Genomic DNA, 20,083 nt, shown 5'->3' on the forward strand with positions numbered 1-20,083 from the left:
GCCGGGGCGGACATGATAGCAGAGCGAACACCACGTGGGAGGAAGCCGGCGATGATCAACCCCGAGACGGATCGTGTGCTGATCACCGGCGCGGCCGGCGCGATCGGCACGGCCTTGCGTGCCGGGCTGCGCGGCACCTGGCGACATCTGCGGCTGACCGATGTCCGCCCGGTCGCGGACCTCGCGAACAACGAGGAGGCCGTCATCGCCGACATCGCCGATCGCGCGGCACTGGATGGCATGATGCGCGACGTGCGTGCCGTGGTGCATCTGGCCGGCATGATCGGCCATTACACGCTGGAGGACCTGTTCCGGGTCAACGCGCGTGGCCTGTTCGACGTGTTCGAGTCCGCCCGTCTCGCCGGTGTCGAGCGTATCATCTTCGCCAGCAGCAACCACGCCTTCGGCTGCTATCCGATCACCGAGACCGTCTCGCCGGCCCTGCCGCCGCGGCCCGACAGCCTGTACGGCGTGTTCAAGGTCTGGGGCGAGGTGATGCTGCAGAACTATTATGATCGTCATGCCATCCGGTCGGTCTCATTACGAATCGGCACCTACCGATCCAAGCCGATCGACCAGCGGTCCCTGGCGACCTGGCTCAGCCCGCGCGATGTCGTCCATCTGGTCGATGTGTCGCTGCGGCATCCCGATCCGGGCTGTCTGATCGTCAACGGCTATTCCAACAACACGCGGCTGAAGACGCGCGATCCGAATTGGGCGACGCTGGGCTATCAACCCCGTGACGATGCCGAGAACTTCCGCGATGTCCTGCGCGTCAGGGGCGTCGATGTCGACGGACCCGACCGCGAGGAATGGGAGTGGCCAGAGCACGGTGGCTCCCATGCACGCGCGCCGGAACATCCGCCGCGCTGAGGGGGCTCACAAGGGGAATCTTCGGCAGCACCGGACAACCGGTTGGCGGCGGCGACCTGGTGGTGGAAGGCTGATCCGGCCGCCGCCCCCGCTTACGCGGTCTGCACACGCGGCAAGGCGTCTGCATCCGAAACCTCGATCGGCCGACGGGTCAAGGACAGGGTGCACACCGCGCCCAGGACCGCCAGCACGCCCGCCACGACGAAGGTCGCGCTGTAGCCGCCGGTGATCTGCACGACGTAGCCAGTCACGATCGGTCCCATCAATCCGAAGATGTTGCCGCCCAGCACGGTGATACTGGTGACCTTGCCGATGTCGACGGGATTGCGCACGAGGTCGGTAACCAGGGCGAAATTGAGCGCGCTGGCGGTCCAGCCCATCGACGCGGCCACCGACAGCACCACGACGATCTCCCACAGCGCACTGACATATGGGATCAGCAGCATCAGCGCCGGCCCCATCAGCATCAGCGCGATCATAGAGCGGCGGCGGCCGGCATGCACATCCTCATGGCTCAGCCACAGATCGCCGATCCGGCCGAGCACGATGCTCATGACGGCGGCGGCTCCGAAGGGAATGGCGGATACGAAGCCGGCGTTCATCAGGCTCAATCCCCGCGCCTGCTGCATATAGCTGGGCAGCCACGTCAGCAGCATGTAGCCGCCATACACCATGCAGCCCTGGGTAAAGAACAGCCCCCAGACGGAGCGCATGGTCAGCAGGCGGGACAGCGGCGTGGGTGCCCGCTGGGTGGGCGCAACCTTGCCATCCCGCTCTGCCAGGATTTTTGTGCGTTCCGTCTCGCTCAGCCAAGCGACACGCTCCGGGCGATTGAACAGGGCAAGCCACAGGATCAGCCATAGAAACCCGACGGCTCCGGCCGCATAGAAGCCCATGCGCCAGTTGAAGAAGCCCACCACGGTGGTGACGGCCATTGCGCCCAGGGCCGGGCCAGCCGCCGATCCGGCGCCGAACACGGCGTTGGCGAAGGCGCGCTCGCTCGCCGGAAACCATTCGCGAATAATGCGGTTGGACGCCGGCCAGCTTGTCGCCTCACCCGCACCCATCACCATCCGGGTTGCCGCCATGCCGGCAAAGCCGCCGGACAGGCCGGTCGCCACCGTCGCCGCCGACCATACCGCGATACCCGCGGCGTTGACGGCCTTGCCGCCGAAGCGGTCGACGAGCAGGCCGACCGGAATCAGGCAGAGGATGTACATCCACAGGAACGAGGACAGCAGGTAGCCCATTTCGATCGGTGTCAGGCCGAACTCGACCGAGACCGGTTTGGCGGCGACCGACAGGGCGACGCGGTCGGTGTAGTTGATGGTAGTCAATGCGAAGAGGAAAACGCAGACCCACAGCCGGCGGTTGTTCATGGTCAGATTGCTCCCTACCATGGTGCCGGTCGGTTCTGGTTGCACTCGTGGGGGTCGATTTGCCGGCGCCTTTGGAAACCAGACGGTGGCGCGCCGCTCTCCTCTTGTCAAAGCAAAGCGCCCGTTGTCAAAGCAGGCCCCGGCCACCTGATGGACAAGGCGTGCCGGATCGCTATGGCGCATCGCTATGGCGCTCTGGGTCTGGGCGTCTGGTTCAGATGGCGGATCGTCCATCCAGTTGTATAGATCCGGGGAGCGGCGCCATCGATGGTGGTGAAGCCCAATCGGACCTGGGTGCGATCGGCGTTGACCCGCAGCAGGGTCCAGACCGGCTGCCAGGACTCATGTCGCTTCGTATCGACCGGCTGTCCCTGCCCCGCCACGGCACCATCGGCCGTGATCGCCACATGCGTCGCGGCGAAGCGGGGCGGCAGCCAGACCCAGCTATGAGCCACCAGGGTCGTATTCGGCTGCACCGAAACCGGATCGGACCAGGTGCCGATCGTGACAGGACGGACCGCGGCATTGGTCGGTGACTCCGGTACATCCTGCCCGTCCCGCAGCCGCAGCGCCTGGCGGGCAATCTGCTCCCAAGCGTCATAGGCGACACGCGGCGGCGGCTCCGCGACCAGATGCGGCATGCCGCCCAAAAGCAGCCCTTCCACCGCCCCGCGCTCGACCCAGGCGAAGCAGCGGTCGGGCCGGTCATCCGCCCGCACCCACAGCAACCACCCGGGACCGTAACCACGGATCGCCGCGGCCAGCCGCTCGGCCAGCGCCGGATCGAACTGGAGCTGGTGACGATAGGTGAAGACTTTCACGCCCGCCCGCAGGTCATCCAGGAACTTGCCGCGCAGCCAGCGAAATGCTGTCAGCAGCGAATCGAAATGCCGTTCCGCATCCGGTTGCGTCACCGCCAGCCCGGTGTGGAAACGGAAGCCGAAGCGGTGACAATCCAACGCGTAGTCGGGCCAATCCGAAGGATGCGCGAACGCATAGGCGCCCGGTTCGAACATCCCCTCCAGGCCCGCCTCCAGCGCGTCGATGATCTGCTCGGTGCGGTCGAAGCCGACATTCTTGAACAGCGACAGGCTCTTGCACCCCGCCGCGTCCTGCACAAAGCCCAGTTCGCAGTTATTCCCAAGGCTTTCGAACGCCGAAAACAGCGCGTCGCGTTGCATCCAATCTCTCTCGGCGCAGGACAATCAGGCGTTGCATAGCCTGGTCGCCCTGCGCCGAAAAGCTGATTAGGAGGTATGCCAGCCGAATTGCTGCGGCTTCCGCCCGGCCGTCGGCGCCAGTTTGACGTTCACCAGGCCGGGACCGTCATGCGCCATCAGCTCATTCAATGCCTTCCGCAGGTCCTTCGGATCCTCCACATACCAGCCGCGGCCGCCGAACGCCTCCATCAGCTTCTCGTAGCCGGAGCCGATGGACATCACGCGCGGCGGGATCGTCAGCCGGTCCCTGGGCAGTTCCGCGATGCCGCTGCCGATGCCGCCATTGTTCAGCACGATGATCTTCACCGGCATGCCGTAGCGGCACGCGGTCTCGATCTCCATGCCCGAGAAGCCGATGGCGGCATCGCCCGAGACCGAAACGATCGGCCGGTCCGGATGCACGGCGGCGGCGGCGATGACGAAGCCCATGCCGATGCCCATGGTGCCGTAGCTGCCGGCATCCAGCCGCAGCCTGGGATTTTTGTTCGGCATCTGGGTGCGACCGATATCCATGGTGTTCGCACCCTCGCCGATGATCACCGCGTTTTCCGGCAGGATCGCGCTGATGTCCTTGAACGCCCGGTAATAGTTCATCGGAGCGGTATCGTCGGCCGCTTGCGGGGCGATCTGCTTGGCGTTCGCCTCGGCCTTCGCCGCGATGGCGGAGCGCCAAGGCGTATCCTTTGGATAGAACCACTGGCGCCTCTCCAACCCCTTGTTCAACTGCCCGACGATCGCCTTGCCGTCACCGACCAGCGCGACCTCGGCCGGCACGTTCTGGCTGATCGCCTCCGCCGCGATATCCAGCTGCACGATCCGCACATCCTTGTTGAAGCGCGGTGGTTTCCCGAAATGCATGATCCAGTTGAGCCGCGCGCCGAGGAGGTAGATGACATCGGCCTCCTGCAGGGCGTGGGAGCGGGCGGCGCCGACCGACAGCGGGTGGTTGTCGTCCATCACGCCCTTGCCCATCGGCGAGGCCAGGAACGGTACCTGCGTGCGCTCGATGAAGGCGCGGACTTCGTCTTCCGCGCGCGACCAGGCCATGCCCTTGCCGACGATCACCAGCGGGCGCTGCGCCGATTCCAGGACGTTCAGCGCGCGCTCGATCTCGGTCTCCGGCGCGATCATGCGCGGTGGATCGGCCACACGCGCGGCGGGATGGACCTTTTCCTCATCCACCTCGCCCAGGATGATGTCGTCCGGCATGTCCAGGTAACAGGCGCCGGGTCGGCCGTAGATGGAGGTGCGCACGGCCATTTCGACATAGAACGGAATGCGATGGGTGTGCTCGACGGCGTGGGAGAACTTGCAGAACGGCGTGGTGATCAGCACCTGCCGCTCCTCCTGGAACGCGCCCATGCCGTTCTGGTGGACGGCGGAGGCACCGCCGATCAGGATCATCGGCCAGCAATTCTGCTGCGCGTTCGCCAGGCCCGCCAGCCCATGCACCACGCCCGGGCCGGACACCACCAGGCAGGCGCCCGGCCGGCCGGTCAGATAGCCGACGGCCTGCGCGGCATAGGACGCCGATTGTTCGTTCCGCATTCCGTAATACTTGATCCCGGCGGCCTGCGCCGCCTCGGCGATCGGGCCGACGGGGAATCCGACGACGCCAAACATGTATTCAACGCCCTGTTGCTTCAGGCTGCGCGCCATCAGGGTGGCGCCATTGATCTTGCCCATGTGTGTTCCCTTTCCCTTCGCTTGTCGTTTGACAGAAAGACTGCGGGAGAATCGGCCGGCTGGGAAGGGGGTCGGCCTATGGACCGGCGCCGGGATTTGCCGCACGCTGCGTCTTTCCGCAGCGGAGGGGACACGGCGCATGACCCATCGTCCAACCGTTCATGGCACGCGGCACGCGATCTCGGCGGGGCATTACCTGGCGGCCTCGGCCGGATTTTCTATCCTGGAGGCCGGCGGCAACGCGATCGACGCCGGTGTCGCGGCCGGCATCGCGCTGGGCGTGCTGCAGCCCGACCTGGTGAACTTCGCCGGCGTCGCACCGATCCTGATCCGGCTGGCGGACGGCACGGTGGAAAGCATCGCCGGCTTGGGCTGGTGGCCGAAGACACTGCCCGCCGATCTGTTCATGCGGCAGCACAACGGCAAAATCCCCGACGGCGTTTTGCGGACCGTGGCGCCATCCGCGCCGGATGCCTGGATCACCGCGCTGCGCCGCCACGGTACACTGCGCTTTGCCGACGTCGCCGCCTCGGCAATCCGTTTCGCGGCCGAAGGGTTTTCCGTCTATCCGTTGCTGGCACGCTCCATCGCCTCGCATGAGGCCGAGTACCGGCGCTGGGAGTCCAACATGGCGGTGTTCCTGCCCAACGGGCGGGTGCCGGATGTGGGCGAAAAATTCCTGCAGGCCGATCTGGCGCGCACCATCCAGTTCATGGCGGACCAGGACCGCGCGGCCGGACCCGACCGCGACGCCGGCCTGACCGCCGCGCACACCGCCTTTTATCACGGCGATATCGCCGCGGAGATCGTGAGGTTCCAGCAGCAGGAAGGCGGTTACCTGTCGATGCAGGACATGGCGGAATACCGGTCCGCCATCGAACCGGTGGTGCGGCGGCGCTGGCGCGGGCATGAGCTGATCACCTGCGGTCCGTGGTGCCAGGGACCGGCGCTGCAAGAGGCGCTGGCGCTGGTCGAACGGGTGGGGATCGACGGGTTGGCGCATAATTCGCCGGACTACCTGCACCGGATCGTCGCGTGCCTGGACCTGGCGCTGGCGGACCGGGAGCATTATTTTGGCGATCCACGCTTCGTGGACGTGCCGATCGACTGGCTGCTGGATCCCGCGACCATCGCGCGCCGTGCGGCTTCGTTTCGTGACGACATGGCGTTCGACACCATGCCGGCGCCGCTCGACCGAGCGGGCGCGGCGTTTGCGGTGACGGACGCGGTGCTGCCGAAAGTTGAGGCTGATACCTCGTACTGCTGCGTTGTCGACCGTTGGGGCAATGCGTTCAGCGCGACGCCCTCGGACGGGTCCGGCAACGTGCCCGTCGTGCCCCGCCTCGGCATCACGCCTTCGGGCCGCGGATCGCAGAGCCGCCCCGATCCGAACCATCCGGCCGGCGTGGCACCCGGCAAGCGGCCGCGGCTGACGCCGAACCCGGCGCTGCTGGTGACGCGTGATGGCGGCGTGATGCCGTTCGGCACACCGGGCGGCGACGTGCAGACTCAGGCCATGCTGCAGGTGCTGCTGAACGTCATGCATTTTGGCATGGACCCGCAGACGGCGATCGAGGCGCCGCGCGTCGCGTCCTATAACTTCCCGTCCTCCTTCGCCCCGTTCGAATATTTTCCGGGACGCTTGGCGGTGGAGGGACGGATCGACGCCGCGACACGCGACGACCTGGCCGCGCGCGGGCACCGCATCCATGACTGGCCGGACTGGACGTGGCTGGCCGGATCGGTGGAGGCGATCCTGACCGACCCGAAAACCGGGCTGATGGGTGCGGGCGCCGACCCTCGCCGGCCGGCCTACGCGATCGCGATATAGGGGACGCGATAGGGGACGCGCGGCGGTTCAGTCCGATCGGGGCTTGGTCTGGCGCACGAAACCGCTGGTGGTCGCTGGTCTGAGGTCTGCGTCCCCCGGAGCGCGAACCAGAATGGTCATGCTGGCGGGACCGGCTACCGTCGAGCCATGCCGCCAGCCAAACGCCCGACCGATCGGGTAAAGCCCGAGCTGCAGCTGGAACAGTGCTGTTTCGTAACGGTCTGTGCCCGACACCATGTCCAAAATCACATGCGAAGTTACCTGGTGGGGACCGAAGCCAAGGCGCATGAGGCAGTTGACCGGCGTTTCACCCTGCCGACACCGGCTTCGCGGGCAACGAGAAATTCCAGGCCGGCCCCCACGAACAGCGACGATTTCGGACCAGCCGCGTTGATCTGATCGACGTCGAGGATCGGACCGGCCATTCCTGCGACGCTGGGGGTGTCGCCCATGGCACCGATGTTTCCGTCGATGGTCCGGCGGCGCCGAACGTTCTGATACCGGTCATGCCGCCCCACACCGCGCAGGCCAGCAGTATCCCCAATATCGGCGCCGGTCCCGCCAGCAGCGCGATGCGGTAGATCTCGTCATCGCGCCAGAACCGCGTAGCCGATCCGAGGTGACAGCACTGGCGATATCTTGAAAACGGACGGTACCGACACGATCGCCATCATTACAACCACAGTCGGAAACAGGCCGGCAAGCCGCAGAAAGCCCTGCGAAACCGGCTTGTCCGTTTGATACCGCGAGGCGGAATCTGAAGTCTGCGTTTGCCCGTGCCGATGTCTGTCGCTCGTCGCCTCGATAGCGGGTTGAGGTGACAGACGTCGTTCCGGAGGGCGGCGTTTTTTATACCGCCGTTAGCATCGCCCACAGCCCGTCGGCGCCATTCGCACAGGCGGCCTTACCGACCTGGACTGCCCATTCCGGATCCGGACCGAACTCCTCGCGCCAGGACCATAGGCGCCGCGTGGACAGTTGCAGTGCGTACTCCTTGGTGAAGCCGATCGCCCCATGCACCTGGTGCGCGATCTCGGCCGCCAGGGTCGCCGCCTCCCCCACGCGGGCCTTCGCCACCGCGATCAGGAACGTCTCGCGCGCCGGATCGCCCTTGCCCAGCGCCTCGATTCCCAGATTGGCCGCGGCCACGGCGGCGGCGGTCTGTCCCGCCAGCACCGCGAGGTTCTGCTGCACGGCCTGGAATTTCGAAATCGGCCGGCCGAACTGCACGCGTTCCTGCGCATAGGTCACGGCCAGGTCCAACGCCCGTTCCAGCGCGCCCGACATCATCGTCGCCCGCGCCAGCGCCCCCCGACGGTACAACGCTGCCTTGGAGACACCTGCGTTCAGCGGCGCGGCGGCGTCGGCGGCAATGCGGACTCCATCGAAGGCCAGCGTGTCGCGCGGCTCATTGGCGATGTTCCTGCCGGCCGTCACCCGTGCCTCGCCGGTGCCATCCAGCGCGACCGCCATCTCGCCGTCCGGTCCATCCGCAATCAGAACGGTCCTGGCTGCGTGTGACGCGTATGGCAGCCGGCTGGCGGTACCGGACAGGCGCCAGCCATTGCCGTCTTGCGCCAGCGTCAGTGTTTCGCCGGGGCGGACGGGGCCGACCGTCATCGGCCCGTCCGCGACCTCCAGCCCCGCACCGGCGGCCACCCAGCCAGCCAGCATCGTCTCCGCCAGCGGGATCGGGGCCGAGAAGCGGCCCGCCACGCGCAGTACCGCGAACAGGTCGGACCATTCCGCGTCCGCGCCGCCCGACGCCTCCGGCAGCGCCGCCAGCGGCACGCCGGTTTCGGCCACCGCCTGCCATAGATCGGCGGCGAACACGCCCGTTTCGGCGGCGTCGACCACCTGCTTGGTGGATTTGTCCTCGAACAGCCGGGTCATGCTTTCCAGCAGCATCCGGGTTTCGTCGCGCATCGCCATCACCGTGCTCCCTTACCGAAGACCCAGGCCGCGGGCGATGATCCCGCGCAGGATTTCGCGTGTGCCGCCCTGGATGGAAAAGCGCGGCGCGTTCATCGTCGAGCGGGCGATCATGGAGACATAGGTCTCGACCGCCTCGAGTTCCGGTTCGGTCGGAAACAGCTGTCGAGCCACGACAGGGATGTCCTGCTCGTAGCGCGTGCCAAGATCCTTCACCACGGCGGACTCGTTGTTCGGCTGCAACCCGTCCTGCAGCATGCCGGCAATCGACAGCGACATGCTCCGCAGCGTCGCCAACTGGGAAATCAGCTTACCTAACGCCGCGGCGGTCGCCTTGTCCGGATCAGGGCCGGCCATCCGCACCATCTCCCGCAGCATCTGGAACAGCACCAGGAACCGGTCCGGCGCGCTGCGCTCGAACGCCAGTTCACTGGTCACCTGGTTCCAGCCATTGCCTTCCTTGCCCAGCAGCAGCGAGTCGGGGACGAACACGTCGGTCAGGAAGATCTCGTTGAAATGGTGCTCACCCAGCAGGTTGATCACCGGACGGATCTCGATCCCCGGCGTCTTCAGGTCCAGCAGGAACTGCGTCGCGCCGGCATGGCGATCGACCTCCTGCTGCCCGTCGCTCGCCATCTTGCAGAACAGGATGGCATAGTCCGCGCGATGGGCATTCGACGTCCACAGCTTGCTGCCGTTGATGCGATAGCCGCCATCCACCTTCACCGCGCGGGTACGTGTGCCGGCCAAGTCGCTGCCGGAGTTCGGCTCGCTCATGCCGATGCAGAAGGTCAGCTCTCCGGCGGCGATCCTCGGCAGGAAGAACCGCTTCTGCTCCTCGGTGCCGAACCGCAATATGTTCGGTCCGCTCTGCCGGTCGCCGGTGTAATGGGCGGATAGCGGCGCGCCGGCCACGAGCATTTCCTCGATCACGACATAGCGCTCGAACGCCGAGCGTTCATGGCCCCCATATTGTTTCGGCCACGTCATGCCGATCCAGCCGCGCCGAGCCATTGCCTTGCTGAAATCGCGGTTGAAGGAGGAGCGGAAGAATCCCATCACGTCCTGGTGCTCTGCGATGAAGGCGCGCACCTCCTGCCGCAGGGCCAGGGCTTCCGGCGGCAATTCCACCGGATCGAAACGAAACATCGGTGTCACCATTGGATGCTCCCCTTACCAGTTCGTATTGAACCCGGCGAAAGTGTGCGGAATGCGCCGGATGTCGGCCACCACCTCCCTCGCCAGGCCCGCCGGTGTTTCCGGCGGAAAATGCACGTCGATGGAATCCGCCAGGCCGCCAAACCGCGCCTCCACGGCTTTCGGCAGCTCCGCATAGGTGCCGCGGGCGGCGAAGATGCCGACTACCTCGTCGGACACCTCGGCCGCCATCTTGTCCCACTGGCCTTCCACCGACATGCGGTGCAATCTGGCCGACAGGTCCTCCAGACCGTGCAGCGCCAGGATCGGCAGATAGGTTCGGGTGGATCCGTAAAATCCGATACGCCGGCGGGCCTTTTCCACTTCGGCCGCGACGGTTGCCTCATCCGGGCCGGTACAGACAAAACCGCCGCCATGAACGTCGAAATGCAGGCGGGAGCGGCCGGAACGGCGCATTCCCTCCATCATCTGCGGCAGGCACACCTGCTCCAGATAGGCACGCGAGCACAGCGGGTGCAGCCGAACCCCGTCGCCAACCTGGCCGGCAACGCGCAGCATGGCCTCACCCACCGCCGCAATCGTCACCGCCGGCATCGGCAACCCGGTCGGTTCGGGGGAGAAATCCGGGGTCATCAGCGACAGTTTGTAGTGCGGGCTGTCGAAATTCAATCGACCGCGGGTTTCCCACGCGGTCCAGACCGCGTGCAGCGCCCGCACGTAATCGCGCATCCGCGGCGCCGGCGCGGTCCATGCGATGCCGAAACGGCGCTCATTATGCCCCTTCACCTGGCTGCCCAGCCCCAGGACGAACCGGCCGCCGGAATTGGCGTGGATATCCCACGCCTGCTGCGCCAGCACGGTCGGGCTGCGCGGGAATGCAACGGCCACCGAGGGAGTCAGTTCCAGACGTTGCGTGGCGAGGCCAGCGACGGCGAGCGGGGTGAGCGGGTCATGGCCCAGCTCCACGGTCATCACCGCGTCGAAGCCGGCGGCCTCGGCGGCCCGGGCGGCAGGCGCCACCTCACGCCAGTGCCGCTGCGGCAGGCTGGTAAAAACGCGCATCAGCCGCGCGCCAGCCGGCGCTCAACGAAGTCCAGCCGGTCCTGTCCCCAGAACAGGTCGTCCCCGATCACGTAGAACGGCGCGCCGAACACGTTGCGATCCAGCGCCGCCTGCGTGTCCGCCAGCCGCCGCTCGGCCCAACGCGGTTCCTCGCCCAGTTTCAGCACCTCGATCGGATCCAGCCCGACATCGGTGATCAGCCCCGACAGCGTGGCGGTATCGGCCGGGTTCTTCTCCTCCTGCCACACCGCCTTCAGGATGCGGTGCGCCAGCCGGATCGCCGGCTGGTCACCGATCGTCTCCCGCACCGCGATGACGCAGCCGGCTGTCAGCGTCTCGCTGGATGGAAAATATTTCGGATGAGTCTTGACCGGGATGCCCAGATGATCGCGCCACCGCGCCAGTTCCTGCAGCCGGTACGCCTGCCGCTGGGGGGATCGCTGTGGCAGCGGCAGGCCGCCTGACTTCGCGAAAATGGCACCGAAATCCACCGGATAGATGCGCATCGTGGCACCATGCGCCATCGCCATGGCCTCGATCCGAGCGGCACCGAGATGGGTCCAGGGGGAGTTGAGGGAGACATAGTAATCGATGTGGAGAGCCATGCGTTTCGTCCCGAACGTCGCTGCCTCCGATTCTGGCGAAGCGCTCGGATTGGCACAAGCCGGGCGAACCGGGCTAGAGTTGTGCCAAAGAGGAGCGCTCCGCATGCAATGGACGATCGGCGACGTCACGGTGACGAAGCTCGTCGAAATGGAGGCGACCGGCGGCAGCCGGTTCCTGCTGCCCCAGGCGACACCCGAGGCGGTGAAGCCGATCGTCTGGCTGTATCCGCATTTCGCCGATGCCGACGGGCGGCTGAAGATGAGCATCCACAGCTTCCTTGTGCAGACGCCGTCGCGGCGGATCATCGTCGATACCTGTCTGGGCAACGACAAGCAGGGGCGGCGCATCCCGCACTGGAACGACCGCACCGGTCCGTTCCTGGCGGACCTGGCGGAAGCCGGCTTTCCGGCGGATTCGATCGACACGGTGCTGTGCACCCATCTGCACGTCGATCATGTCGGCTGGAACACGAAATTGGAGCACGGACGCTGGGCGCCGACATTTCGAAATGCACGCTATCTGTTCGGCCGCACCGAATTCGAGCATTGGATCACCGTGAAGGATCGGCCGGACATGGCGCAGCTCATGGCGGATTCCGTGACGCCGATCATCGACGCCGGCCTCGCGACCCTGGTCGACACGACGGAGCGGATCTGTGATGAAATCCGCCTGATCCCCACGATCGGCCATACGCCGGGCCATGTCAGCGTCATGATCGAATCCCGCGGCGAGACGGCGATGATCACCGGCGATTTCATGCACCATCCCTGCCAGATCGCGCATCCGGAATGGAGCACGCTGGCTGACAGCGATCCGGACCAGGGTATTGAAACCCGCCGCCTGATGTTCCAGCGCCTGGCCGGCGCGCCGGTGCTGGTCATCGGCACCCATTTCGCCGGCGCCACCGCGGGCCGCATCGTCCGCGACGGCGACACCTATCGGCTGGACGTGTGAAGCCACGCGACAGCCACCCCGAGACCGCGCAACCATGACGGAGGCGACCCATGACCTATCTGCGCAGCGGCATCTTTCTGGCGCCGTTCCACGACACGCGTGAGAACCCGATCCTGGCGATCGAGCGCGACTTCGAGCTGGTGCGGCACCTGGACGCGCTGAACTACCATGAAGCCTGGATCGGTGAGCATCACTCCGGCGGGTTCGAGATCATCAGCAGCCCGGAAGTCTTCATTGCGGCCGCTGCCGAACGCACCCGGCATATCCGCCTGGGCACTGGCGTCGTTTCCCTGCCGTACCACAACCCTTTCATCGTCGCCGACCGGATGGTGCAACTGGACTACCAGACGCGCGGGCGGGCAATGTTTGGCGTCGGACCAGGCTCCCTGGTGCATGACGCGAAGAAGATCGGCGTGCAGCCTGCCGACCAGCGCCGCATGATGAACGAAGGCCTGGACGTGATCGTGGAACTGCTGCGTGGCGAGACCGTCACGCGCAAGACCGACTGGTTCGACCTGCATGATGCGCGGCTGCAACTGCCGCCTTACAGCCAGCCGCGAATGGAGATGGCGGTGGCAGCCTCCCGTTCCCCCGCCGGCGCGCTGGCGGCGGGGCGGCACGGCATCGGCATGCTGTCGATCGGCGGCACCAGCGACGACGCGTTGAAGCACCATGCGAAGAATTGGGAACTGTATGCCGAGACGGCGATCCAGAACGGCCACCGGCCGGACCGCAGGAACTGGCGCCTCGTCACCCTGATCCATGTCGCCGAGACGCGGGAAAAAGCCCGCGAGAACGTCCGCCATGGGCTGGATCGATTCTGCGACTATTTCCGCGATGTCGCGACCTTCCCGATCGTGCCGGGCGACATCGCCGACCGGTACCAATACATGGTGGAAAGCGGATCGGCCTGCATCGGCACGCCGGACGACGCGATCGCCTTCATCGAGCGGCTGCTGAAGGGCTCCGGCGGCTTTGGCGCGATCCTGGAACTGGCGCATAACTGGGCCGACTGGGCAGAAACCAAGCGGCACTACGAGCTGATGGCCCGCTTCGTCCACCCGCATTTCCAGGCGAACCGGCAGTGGCGGATCGACAGCTACGAGTATGCCCGCGACCACCACGCCGCATTCACGACGGAATCCGGCGCCGCGGTGCAGGCCGAGATCGATAAGCTGGCCGCCAAGCGCGCAGCGGCCGAGTAGCGCCGGAACACGCCGAACCAGACTTCGCGCCGGCTGGCATGATGGCCGGACGGCGCGAACCGCACCTCTGAGCCGAACGGGTGCCGGGTGAACCCGGTCCGATGACGTCCTACAGCGACCCGGTCTTCGCCAAAGCCACCATAAACGTGCAGCTCGGCCCCATCCGCCGGCTCTCGACGGTGATCTGCCCATTGAACCGATTGCCGTCGAACGTGCCGAAGAACCACGTATTGCCCTGCACCATCTGCAATGAATTGCCCTGGATGCGACCACGGAACAGGCCCCAGCGGACGCGATCACCCTCGACGCGGAACTGGTCGATCGTCTGGGTATTGATGCACATGCCGCCACCGGTGCTCAGCGGCACGGCAACGCCGCTATAAATCCCGTCGCGCGGCCCGCCCATGGCTGGCAGCGTTCCCGGCAGGTCCGGGTCCAGATTCGCCGGCGGCGCACCCGCCTGCCCGCCACCTGCGATCACTGTCGATCCAAATGGCGTACTCTGAATAACGACCGGCGGTGCCCCGGGCGTCAGTACCGTCGTACATCCGGCGAGCAGCGTCACCAGCAAAACGCTCCCTAAAGCCTTGCGTAAGCGTGTCATGTCTCTGCCTCTCCGGGGCGGTCCGGCCGCAGGACGCTGCCGGAGCGTCTCGCAGCCGCGATGATCCAATCCGGCGCCGGTATCACGGCGCCATGAGCTGGCTCAATAGCCAAGCGCGTGCAGGAAATAGTGGATCGCCTGACCCATCACTCCAGGCGTTTGCACGGAGGCGAAATGGCCCGTGTTCAATTCCAGAAATTCGGCGCCCGGCACCCGTTCCGACATCGGACGAATAACCGATGGCGGCCGCAGGCTGTCGTGCCGGCCGGCCGTGAACAGCGCCGGACACGCGATGCGGGGCAACTCGTGTTCAATCGATTCGCCAGCCAGCATGCGATTGATGGCGGCAAAGCTTTCAGGGTCATTACCCAGCCAGCGCGCCCGGAACTGGGCGAATACGGCTTCATCCAGGCGCACCACGGGTGGATAGGACGCCGCGAGGCTGGTCTCCACCACCCCGCGCATGCCGCCGGCTTCCACCGCGGCCGCGCGATCCAGTGTCGCCTGCCTGCGGTCGTCAGCCACTCCCATGGCAGGCCCGTGAAGCACCAGGGCAGCGGCCCGGTCGGGATACCGCACGGCGAAATGCGCCGCGATGGCGGCGCCGACGGCAATGCCGGCCAGAGCCACCTTCCCGGAATGGCCGGTTGCATCCAGCAACGCCTTCAGGTCGTCGGCCATCTGGTCCCAGGTGACGCCGCCCCGGATCTTCTCCGACAGGCCGGCGCCGCGCGTGTCGTACCGCAGCACCCGGCGGCTGTTGTTCAAGGCGCCCAACGCCCTGTCCCAGCTATCCAGCGTGCCACCCATTTCATGCACCAGCACCAGCGTGGTCGGACCGCTGCCGCTTTCCTCCCAGCGCAAGCCGGTGCCGTTGACTTCGATCCAGTTCATGGCAAACGTCCCCTCCACATCTTGGGCCGCAGGATAGACAGCGGCCCGCTGTCCGTGAAGGCACGCGTCCGAAACCATCATGACCCAGAAGATGATCCTGCACTGGTCCCCGCGCTCGCCCTATGTGCGCAAGGTGATGATCGCCCTGCATGAGATGGGGTTGCACGACCGGGTGGAGACCGTGCGCACCGTGACCGGCGGAACGGTCCCGCACTGGGAGTTGATGAAGGTCAATCCGCTCGGAAAGATCCCCACGCTGCAGTTGCCGGATGGTACGGTGATCTACGATTCACCGGTGATCCTGGAATATCTTGACACCCTGCACACCGGTCCGAAACTCTTCCCCGCCGCGTGGCCCGCTCGGCTGACCGCGCTGCGCCGCCACGCGCTGGGCCAGGGCATGCTGGATGCCGCGCTGGCGCTGTTGAGCGAGGGTTTCCGGCCGACGGAGCGCCAGAGCGAACCGCACATGGCGCTATGGCGCGCCAAGCTGCGGACCTGCGTGGACGCGCTGGAGCAGGAGGCCGAGGACCTGGCCGCCAGTGGCTTCACCGTCGGTCATCTGGCGATCGGTGTGGCGCTGGGCTATCTGGATTTCCGCTTCGACGCCATGCGCTGGCGCGACGGCCATCCGCGGCTGGCGGCCTGGCATGCCGCCTTCAATGCCCGCCCCGCGGTGGCGGCGAACATGCCGGTGGACGACCGATGATCGCTGACCGGCGCAGGGATTGACTGATTCGCGAAGCCGGCGCGGCATGCCGAGGCGCCGGCGCCTCGGCGTCGAGAATCCCAATTCAAACCACCAGCTTTTGGGCCAGGATCTGAGTGGCAAGCGTTGGCGGCCATGGCGGGTGGAACAACGAGGCGGTCAACGGCAACGCCATGCGACGTACGGGCGGTCCTGCCGCGCTGATTACGTCGGCGTATCGCTGAGCCCGATACCGCCCGGCGACGACATCGGCACGTGCACTGGCATGTTGACGCCCCAGTCGGCCCCCAGATCGGCGGTGATGTCCCAGCCGGTTGGCGGCGCAACGCTGGCACGGTTGTCGGTCACCGCGTTGCCGCGGCCGATCGTGGTGGTGCCGTACGGATAGAACAGCCGGCAATACTGGCTCGCCGTCGTCAACGCCGTGGCCAATGTCAACTGCAACTGGGTGGCGTTCAGCCGGACGCAGGCGGTGGCAGTCACGATGTTGCCCGGCATCGCGGCAATGCCGCCATCCATGACCGCCCAACCCAGCCCGGCTGACCCCTGCGGCGATGGCACGATCAGGTCGGTGCCGCAATCATGCGCGATCGTGACGACCAACGTGGTGTTGGATTGCCGATAGACATGGGTCACTGCCGGCCCGCCCATCATCGGCACGCCGGCCGGCAAGGCGCTGATCGTGTCGCCGCCGCCGCAGGCCAGCACCGCCCGCGCCACCAGCGGTGACGCCAGGCGGCCGAAGCGCAGATTGTCCACCGCGTCACGATGCAGCGAATCGCCGCCGCTCCAGGTTCCGTCGGCCGCCTGGATGGCACCGCGCGGCAGGGTGTCGGCGGTCTGCGGCAGCACGACGGCAACGTTCTGCGTGCCATCCGCCGCCATCTCGGCGACCACCTCGCGCTGCATCTGCATGCCAGGATCGTTGCTGCCATAGGCGAAGGGGATTGCCGACCACCACACCAGCGGCAGGCTCGCGGCGCGGCGCGACAGCATGCCTCGTTCCAGTGCCAGCAGACGCCGAGCCGCGGATTCATAGGTGGCTTTCTCGCTGTATTGCCGGGTGCAATCGGTCTCCGACCATGGCCAGAACAGAACGGCGATATCATTGGCATCAGCGGCCGCTGTGCTGTTCGCCAGATAGGATTGCACCGCCAGCCCGTCGGCGCCCAAGGCCCAGGTGGAGGGATCGCTTCCGTCGCCGGGATTGGTCAGGAAGGAGCCTGGAAACCCCAGCGCCGGCACCGGATAGATACCCTGGCCGCCGATACAGGTCGCCGACGGCGGATAGCCGTAGGTGCCGACCACGCCATAGGCGAGCGCGCCCAGATGCCAGGCCACACCCTGCGCCAGCAGGTGCCAGGCACCATCGTTCAACCCATTGCCGGCATTCGACTGGCCACAGACCAGGATCTGGATGCCGCGCCGAGCGCCGAGGTACCAGCGGCTCTGATAGGACAGAATGGTGGCGATCCCGGCGGCGGAGACCGCCAGCGGCCAGAAGGCCGCCTCATGGAACCAGCACTCCGCACCGCCCTGGCCGCCGCCGTTATGCAGGAACAGCAGCGGCGCGTTCAGGCTGCTGCCCAGCGGGTTCGGCGCGCCGCTGGCTAGCTGGGTGCCATCCAGCCAGACATCCATGCCCGAACCCGGCGTGTTACGCAGAATCACCGCATGGGAGTGGCGGCGGGTCAAGATCGTGCTCAGCACGGTCTGCTGCGTGCCGGGAAACAGCACAAGGCGTGTGCCGCCGTTGTTGTCGGCGGCCAGTACGGTGGTGCCGTTGATGCTCAGCAGCGGGCTGGCGGTCGTGCTGCCCTGCCGCCAGTTCGGCCGCGACCAGACCAGGAAGACGGTCCAGGCCGCGCCGGTCCCGATGCTGAAGCTGCCGCTGCGCAGCCCCTGATCGGGATCCATCACCGGCAATTGCTGCGAGCCGGTGGGCAGCGCCGGCGGGATGACGGTGCTGCGGCCAAGCCCGCCCAGCAGCCCGTTCAGCCGTGGCGTGGCGACCGGCGCTGAACCGTTGGAGGATGCGTGCCAGACGGAGAGGACCTGGGCATTGCCCGACTTGTCCGCGACGGCGGCGACCGCGGCGCCCGATGCGGTCAGCGGGGAACCGGAGGCATCCAGCATGCCTGCCGCCACACCGGCATCCCACCAGCCGGCCAATCCGCTGACCGCGGCGAGACCGCTGGCCGGGTTGCTCTGCGTTGCGGTACCCAACGAAGCGGCGAGCATCGGCCGCCCGGGTGCGGCCATGACCACGCGGGTGCCGGATAGAATGACGCTCATACGATCGGTTCCTGAAATAGCTGCCGAGCGGCTCGCACCGCATAATGTTCGCTAAATGTTCCCATATTCGGCGATTACAAGATGTCTTCCGTCAAAGGCAGCGTTTCTCGGTCCGTTCGCCACGAAAACCAGCGCGAAAACCGTTGCGGCCGCGCGGTACCGGTTCGTTCCGATCACATGCGTCCTCGGGCCGATCCAGCCATGCAATCGCCCGCTGCTCATCGCCCCGGCTGCCAAGCATGGTGTAGAACCCGCGCTTCCGGAGCATGACAGGACGAAGCCGATCCCACCATGCTCCGTGGCGCATCGATTTAACGGCGCGCGTTATGCCATCCGACCGGCGGCCTTGGAAAATCGCGCCTTAGTCGGCCGCCAATTTCGCACCATCGTCATTCAGAATATCATCGGCCGGGCCGAAGAATTCATAGCGGAGGCGTGCCGTGGAAACACCGGAGGCAACCAGGCCGCGTACCTGGTGGCGCAGGAACGGCTTCGGTCCGCACAGGTAGAACATCGTGTCCGACGGCGTGGCCTGCACCAGCATGTCGACCGGGATCATGCCGCGGGCTTCATAGTCCTCGCCCTGACGGTCCTCGGGCAGCGGCGTGTCATAAAAGGTCGTGGCGTGGAATGTGGCGATGCGACGGCCCAGCGTGCGGACATGCTCGCGCATCGCATGCACGCGCCCGTTACGCGCGCCGTGCACCCACCAGACCGGCCGGTCCGGCTGCTCCGCCGCGATCGTCTCCAGCATGCTGACCATCGGCGTCAGCCCGACACCGCCGCTGACCAAGGCAACCGGCTTGCCGGCATCGACCGGGTGGCCAGCATCGATCGCCGCGCCAGCCGGCGCATCCAGGAAGAAGTCGCCCGCCGGTGCGGCGACACGCAGAACCGTGCCGGGCACCGCCTTGTCATGCAGCCAGTTCGACGCCGCGCCGGGCGGCACGTTCGGCTCCGCCTCCCGCTTCACGGTGATACGATAGGCACGACCGTTCGGCGCGCAGGAAATCGAGTAGTTTCGCCGCACAGTGCCCAGGCCGGGCAGGTCCAGCGCGAAGCCGAGATATTGGCCCGGCTTGTGGCGCAGCACGGCGCCACCATCCGCCGGCACCAGGATCAGGGACCGGATGATGCTGCTTTCCTCCTCCGTGCTTTCCACGACGAAGTCGCGCCAGCCGTTCCAACCGCCGGGCCGGGTGGCCAGATCGCGATAGATCGCCGCCTCACGTCCGATCAGAATATCGGCCAGCGCCCAGTAGGCGTCACCCCAGGCGCCCAGAACTTCGGGGCTTGCGGCCTCACCCAGCACGTCGGCGATCGCGCCCAGCAACGACGTGGCGACGTGCGGATAATGCTCCGGCAGGATGTTCAGGGCGACGTGCTTCTGTGCGATGCGCTCCACGGCCCCACCCAGCACGCCGAGGTTGTCGATGTTGCGGGCATAGGCCAGCACGGCGGCGGCCAGCGCCTTCGGTTGGGCGGCATCCTGGTGATGCGACTGGTTGAACAGGTCGCGGATGGCCGGGTCCTGAAACATCCGCTCATACATGCGGCGCGTGATCGCCAGGCCGTGCTGTTCCAGGGCCGGTACGGTGGCCTTGACCAGCGCGATGGTCTCCGATGTCAGTCGGGCAGTCATCAGTAAAAAGTCTCTCTTTCGTTGTGGGAAGAA

General features: G+C 66.5%; 17 protein-coding genes. 5 read left to right on the forward strand and 12 right to left on the reverse strand.

What is annotated here, in order from left to right; translation table 11 throughout:
- Positions 1 to 51 precede the first annotated feature (51 nt).
- Positions 52 to 873, forward strand: coding sequence for an NAD-dependent epimerase/dehydratase family protein (locus tag VHC04_RS17255; RefSeq protein WP_325683548.1), 822 nt, complete (start codon positions 52 to 54; stop codon positions 871 to 873).
- Positions 874 to 965: 92 nt separating this feature from the next.
- Here VHC04_RS17255 and VHC04_RS17260 read toward each other — a convergent pair whose 3' ends face one another.
- The 3 genes from VHC04_RS17260 to oxc form a co-directional block, all read right to left on the reverse strand.
- Positions 966 to 2,252 (reverse strand): MFS transporter, encoded by a 1,287-nt coding sequence (locus VHC04_RS17260; RefSeq protein WP_325683550.1) that lies wholly within the window; start codon positions 2,250 to 2,252, stop codon positions 966 to 968.
- A gap of 185 nt (positions 2,253 to 2,437) precedes the next feature.
- Positions 2,438 to 3,433, reverse strand: a complete 996-nt coding sequence (locus tag VHC04_RS17265; RefSeq protein WP_325683552.1) for a hypothetical protein — start codon at positions 3,431 to 3,433, stop codon at positions 2,438 to 2,440.
- 66 nt (positions 3,434 to 3,499) lie between these two features.
- Entirely contained in the window at positions 3,500 to 5,158 is a 1,659-nt protein-coding gene (gene oxc, locus VHC04_RS17270) for an oxalyl-CoA decarboxylase (RefSeq protein ID WP_325683554.1), read from the reverse strand.
- 139 nt (positions 5,159 to 5,297) lie between these two features.
- On the opposite strand from oxc, the gene VHC04_RS17275 reads away from it, so the two are divergent.
- Positions 5,298 to 6,989, forward strand: a complete 1,692-nt coding sequence (locus tag VHC04_RS17275; RefSeq protein ID WP_325683556.1) for a gamma-glutamyltransferase family protein — start codon at positions 5,298 to 5,300, stop codon at positions 6,987 to 6,989.
- Between the two features lie 257 nt (positions 6,990 to 7,246).
- On the opposite strand, the gene VHC04_RS17280 is transcribed toward VHC04_RS17275, so the two are convergent.
- From VHC04_RS17280 to VHC04_RS17300, 5 genes are all read right to left on the reverse strand, one after another.
- Complete coding sequence (locus VHC04_RS17280; RefSeq protein WP_325683558.1) at positions 7,247 to 7,441, reverse strand: hypothetical protein; 195 nt, start codon at positions 7,439 to 7,441, stop codon at positions 7,247 to 7,249.
- 397 nt (positions 7,442 to 7,838) lie between these two features.
- Positions 7,839 to 8,921, reverse strand: coding sequence for an acyl-CoA dehydrogenase family protein (locus tag VHC04_RS17285; RefSeq protein WP_325683560.1), 1,083 nt, complete (start codon positions 8,919 to 8,921; stop codon positions 7,839 to 7,841).
- A gap of 12 nt (positions 8,922 to 8,933) precedes the next feature.
- Entirely contained in the window at positions 8,934 to 10,082 is a 1,149-nt protein-coding gene (locus VHC04_RS17290) for an acyl-CoA dehydrogenase family protein (RefSeq protein WP_325683562.1), read from the reverse strand.
- 12 nt (positions 10,083 to 10,094) lie between these two features.
- Positions 10,095 to 11,141, reverse strand: a complete 1,047-nt coding sequence (locus tag VHC04_RS17295; protein WP_325683564.1) for a TIGR03617 family F420-dependent LLM class oxidoreductase — start codon at positions 11,139 to 11,141, stop codon at positions 10,095 to 10,097.
- Positions 11,141 to 11,746 (reverse strand): 2-hydroxychromene-2-carboxylate isomerase, encoded by a 606-nt coding sequence (locus VHC04_RS17300; protein ID WP_325683566.1) that lies wholly within the window; start codon positions 11,744 to 11,746, stop codon positions 11,141 to 11,143. The genes VHC04_RS17295 and VHC04_RS17300 overlap by 1 nt, the downstream gene beginning before the upstream one ends.
- A 103-nt stretch (positions 11,747 to 11,849) precedes the next feature.
- On the opposite strand from VHC04_RS17300, the gene VHC04_RS17305 reads away from it, so the two are divergent.
- Entirely contained in the window at positions 11,850 to 12,701 is an 852-nt protein-coding gene (locus VHC04_RS17305; RefSeq protein ID WP_325683568.1) for an MBL fold metallo-hydrolase, read from the forward strand.
- Positions 12,702 to 12,751: 50 nt separating this feature from the next.
- Positions 12,752 to 13,906 (forward strand): LLM class flavin-dependent oxidoreductase, encoded by a 1,155-nt coding sequence (locus VHC04_RS17310; protein WP_325683570.1) that lies wholly within the window; start codon positions 12,752 to 12,754, stop codon positions 13,904 to 13,906.
- 109 nt (positions 13,907 to 14,015) lie between these two features.
- On the opposite strand, the gene VHC04_RS17315 is transcribed toward VHC04_RS17310, so the two are convergent.
- The gene (locus tag VHC04_RS17315; RefSeq protein WP_325683572.1) at positions 14,016 to 14,510 is read right to left on the reverse strand and encodes a hypothetical protein; all 495 of its coding nucleotides are present in this window, start codon (positions 14,508 to 14,510) and stop codon (positions 14,016 to 14,018) included.
- Positions 14,511 to 14,612: 102 nt separating this feature from the next.
- Positions 14,613 to 15,404 carry an alpha/beta fold hydrolase gene (locus tag VHC04_RS17320; RefSeq protein ID WP_325683574.1) on the reverse strand — a complete coding sequence of 264 codons (792 nt, stop codon included), beginning with the start codon at positions 15,402 to 15,404 and terminating at the stop codon, positions 14,613 to 14,615.
- Between the two features lie 79 nt (positions 15,405 to 15,483).
- Here VHC04_RS17320 and VHC04_RS17325 point away from each other — a divergent pair, with 79 nt between their 5' ends.
- Positions 15,484 to 16,113, forward strand: a complete 630-nt coding sequence (locus tag VHC04_RS17325) for a glutathione S-transferase family protein (protein WP_325683576.1) — start codon at positions 15,484 to 15,486, stop codon at positions 16,111 to 16,113.
- Positions 16,114 to 16,317: 204 nt separating this feature from the next.
- Here the strand turns inward: VHC04_RS17325 and VHC04_RS17330 are convergent, their stop codons facing one another.
- Positions 16,318 to 18,408: a hypothetical protein gene (locus VHC04_RS17330; RefSeq protein ID WP_325683578.1), complete on the reverse strand. Its 2,091-nt coding sequence runs from the start codon at positions 18,406 to 18,408 to the stop codon at positions 16,318 to 16,320.
- Between the two features lie 361 nt (positions 18,409 to 18,769).
- The gene (gene hmpA, locus VHC04_RS17335) at positions 18,770 to 20,050 is read right to left on the reverse strand and encodes an NO-inducible flavohemoprotein (RefSeq protein ID WP_325683580.1); all 1,281 of its coding nucleotides are present in this window, start codon (positions 20,048 to 20,050) and stop codon (positions 18,770 to 18,772) included.
- Positions 20,051 to 20,083 lie beyond the last annotated feature (33 nt).

This window comes from Rhodopila sp., from assembly GCF_035548095.1.
In the GTDB taxonomy this organism is placed as follows: Bacteria; Pseudomonadota; Alphaproteobacteria; order Acetobacterales; family Acetobacteraceae; genus Rhodopila.

What these genes read in the sequence shown, in the direction of transcription:
- VHC04_RS17255 (WP_325683548.1), top strand. Translation starts at nt 52, where the DNA reads ATGATCAACCCCGAGACGGATCGTGTGCTGATCACCGGCGCGGCCGGC.
- oxc (WP_325683554.1), bottom strand. Translation starts at nt 5,158, where the DNA reads ATGGGCAAGATCAATGGCGCCACCCTGATGGCGCGCAGCCTGAAGCAA.
- VHC04_RS17290 (WP_325683562.1), bottom strand. Translation starts at nt 10,082, where the DNA reads ATGGTGACACCGATGTTTCGTTTCGATCCGGTGGAATTGCCGCCGGAA.
- VHC04_RS17280 (WP_325683558.1), bottom strand. Translation starts at nt 7,441, where the DNA reads ATGGGCGACACCCCCAGCGTCGCAGGAATGGCCGGTCCGATCCTCGAC.
- VHC04_RS17325 (WP_325683576.1), top strand. Translation starts at nt 15,484, where the DNA reads ATGACCCAGAAGATGATCCTGCACTGGTCCCCGCGCTCGCCCTATGTG.
- VHC04_RS17265 (WP_325683552.1), bottom strand. Translation starts at nt 3,433, where the DNA reads ATGCAACGCGACGCGCTGTTTTCGGCGTTCGAAAGCCTTGGGAATAAC.
- VHC04_RS17320 (WP_325683574.1), bottom strand. Translation starts at nt 15,404, where the DNA reads ATGAACTGGATCGAAGTCAACGGCACCGGCTTGCGCTGGGAGGAAAGC.
- VHC04_RS17295 (WP_325683564.1), bottom strand. Translation starts at nt 11,141, where the DNA reads ATGCGCGTTTTTACCAGCCTGCCGCAGCGGCACTGGCGTGAGGTGGCG.
- VHC04_RS17310 (WP_325683570.1), top strand. Translation starts at nt 12,752, where the DNA reads ATGACCTATCTGCGCAGCGGCATCTTTCTGGCGCCGTTCCACGACACG.
- hmpA (WP_325683580.1), bottom strand. Translation starts at nt 20,050, where the DNA reads ATGACTGCCCGACTGACATCGGAGACCATCGCGCTGGTCAAGGCCACC.
- VHC04_RS17305 (WP_325683568.1), top strand. Translation starts at nt 11,850, where the DNA reads ATGCAATGGACGATCGGCGACGTCACGGTGACGAAGCTCGTCGAAATG.
- VHC04_RS17330 (WP_325683578.1), bottom strand. Translation starts at nt 18,408, where the DNA reads ATGAGCGTCATTCTATCCGGCACCCGCGTGGTCATGGCCGCACCCGGG.
- VHC04_RS17300 (WP_325683566.1), bottom strand. Translation starts at nt 11,746, where the DNA reads ATGGCTCTCCACATCGATTACTATGTCTCCCTCAACTCCCCCTGGACC.
- VHC04_RS17285 (WP_325683560.1), bottom strand. Translation starts at nt 8,921, where the DNA reads ATGGCGATGCGCGACGAAACCCGGATGCTGCTGGAAAGCATGACCCGG.
- VHC04_RS17315 (WP_325683572.1), bottom strand. Translation starts at nt 14,510, where the DNA reads ATGACACGCTTACGCAAGGCTTTAGGGAGCGTTTTGCTGGTGACGCTG.
- VHC04_RS17260 (WP_325683550.1), bottom strand. Translation starts at nt 2,252, where the DNA reads ATGAACAACCGCCGGCTGTGGGTCTGCGTTTTCCTCTTCGCATTGACT.
- VHC04_RS17275 (WP_325683556.1), top strand. Translation starts at nt 5,298, where the DNA reads ATGACCCATCGTCCAACCGTTCATGGCACGCGGCACGCGATCTCGGCG.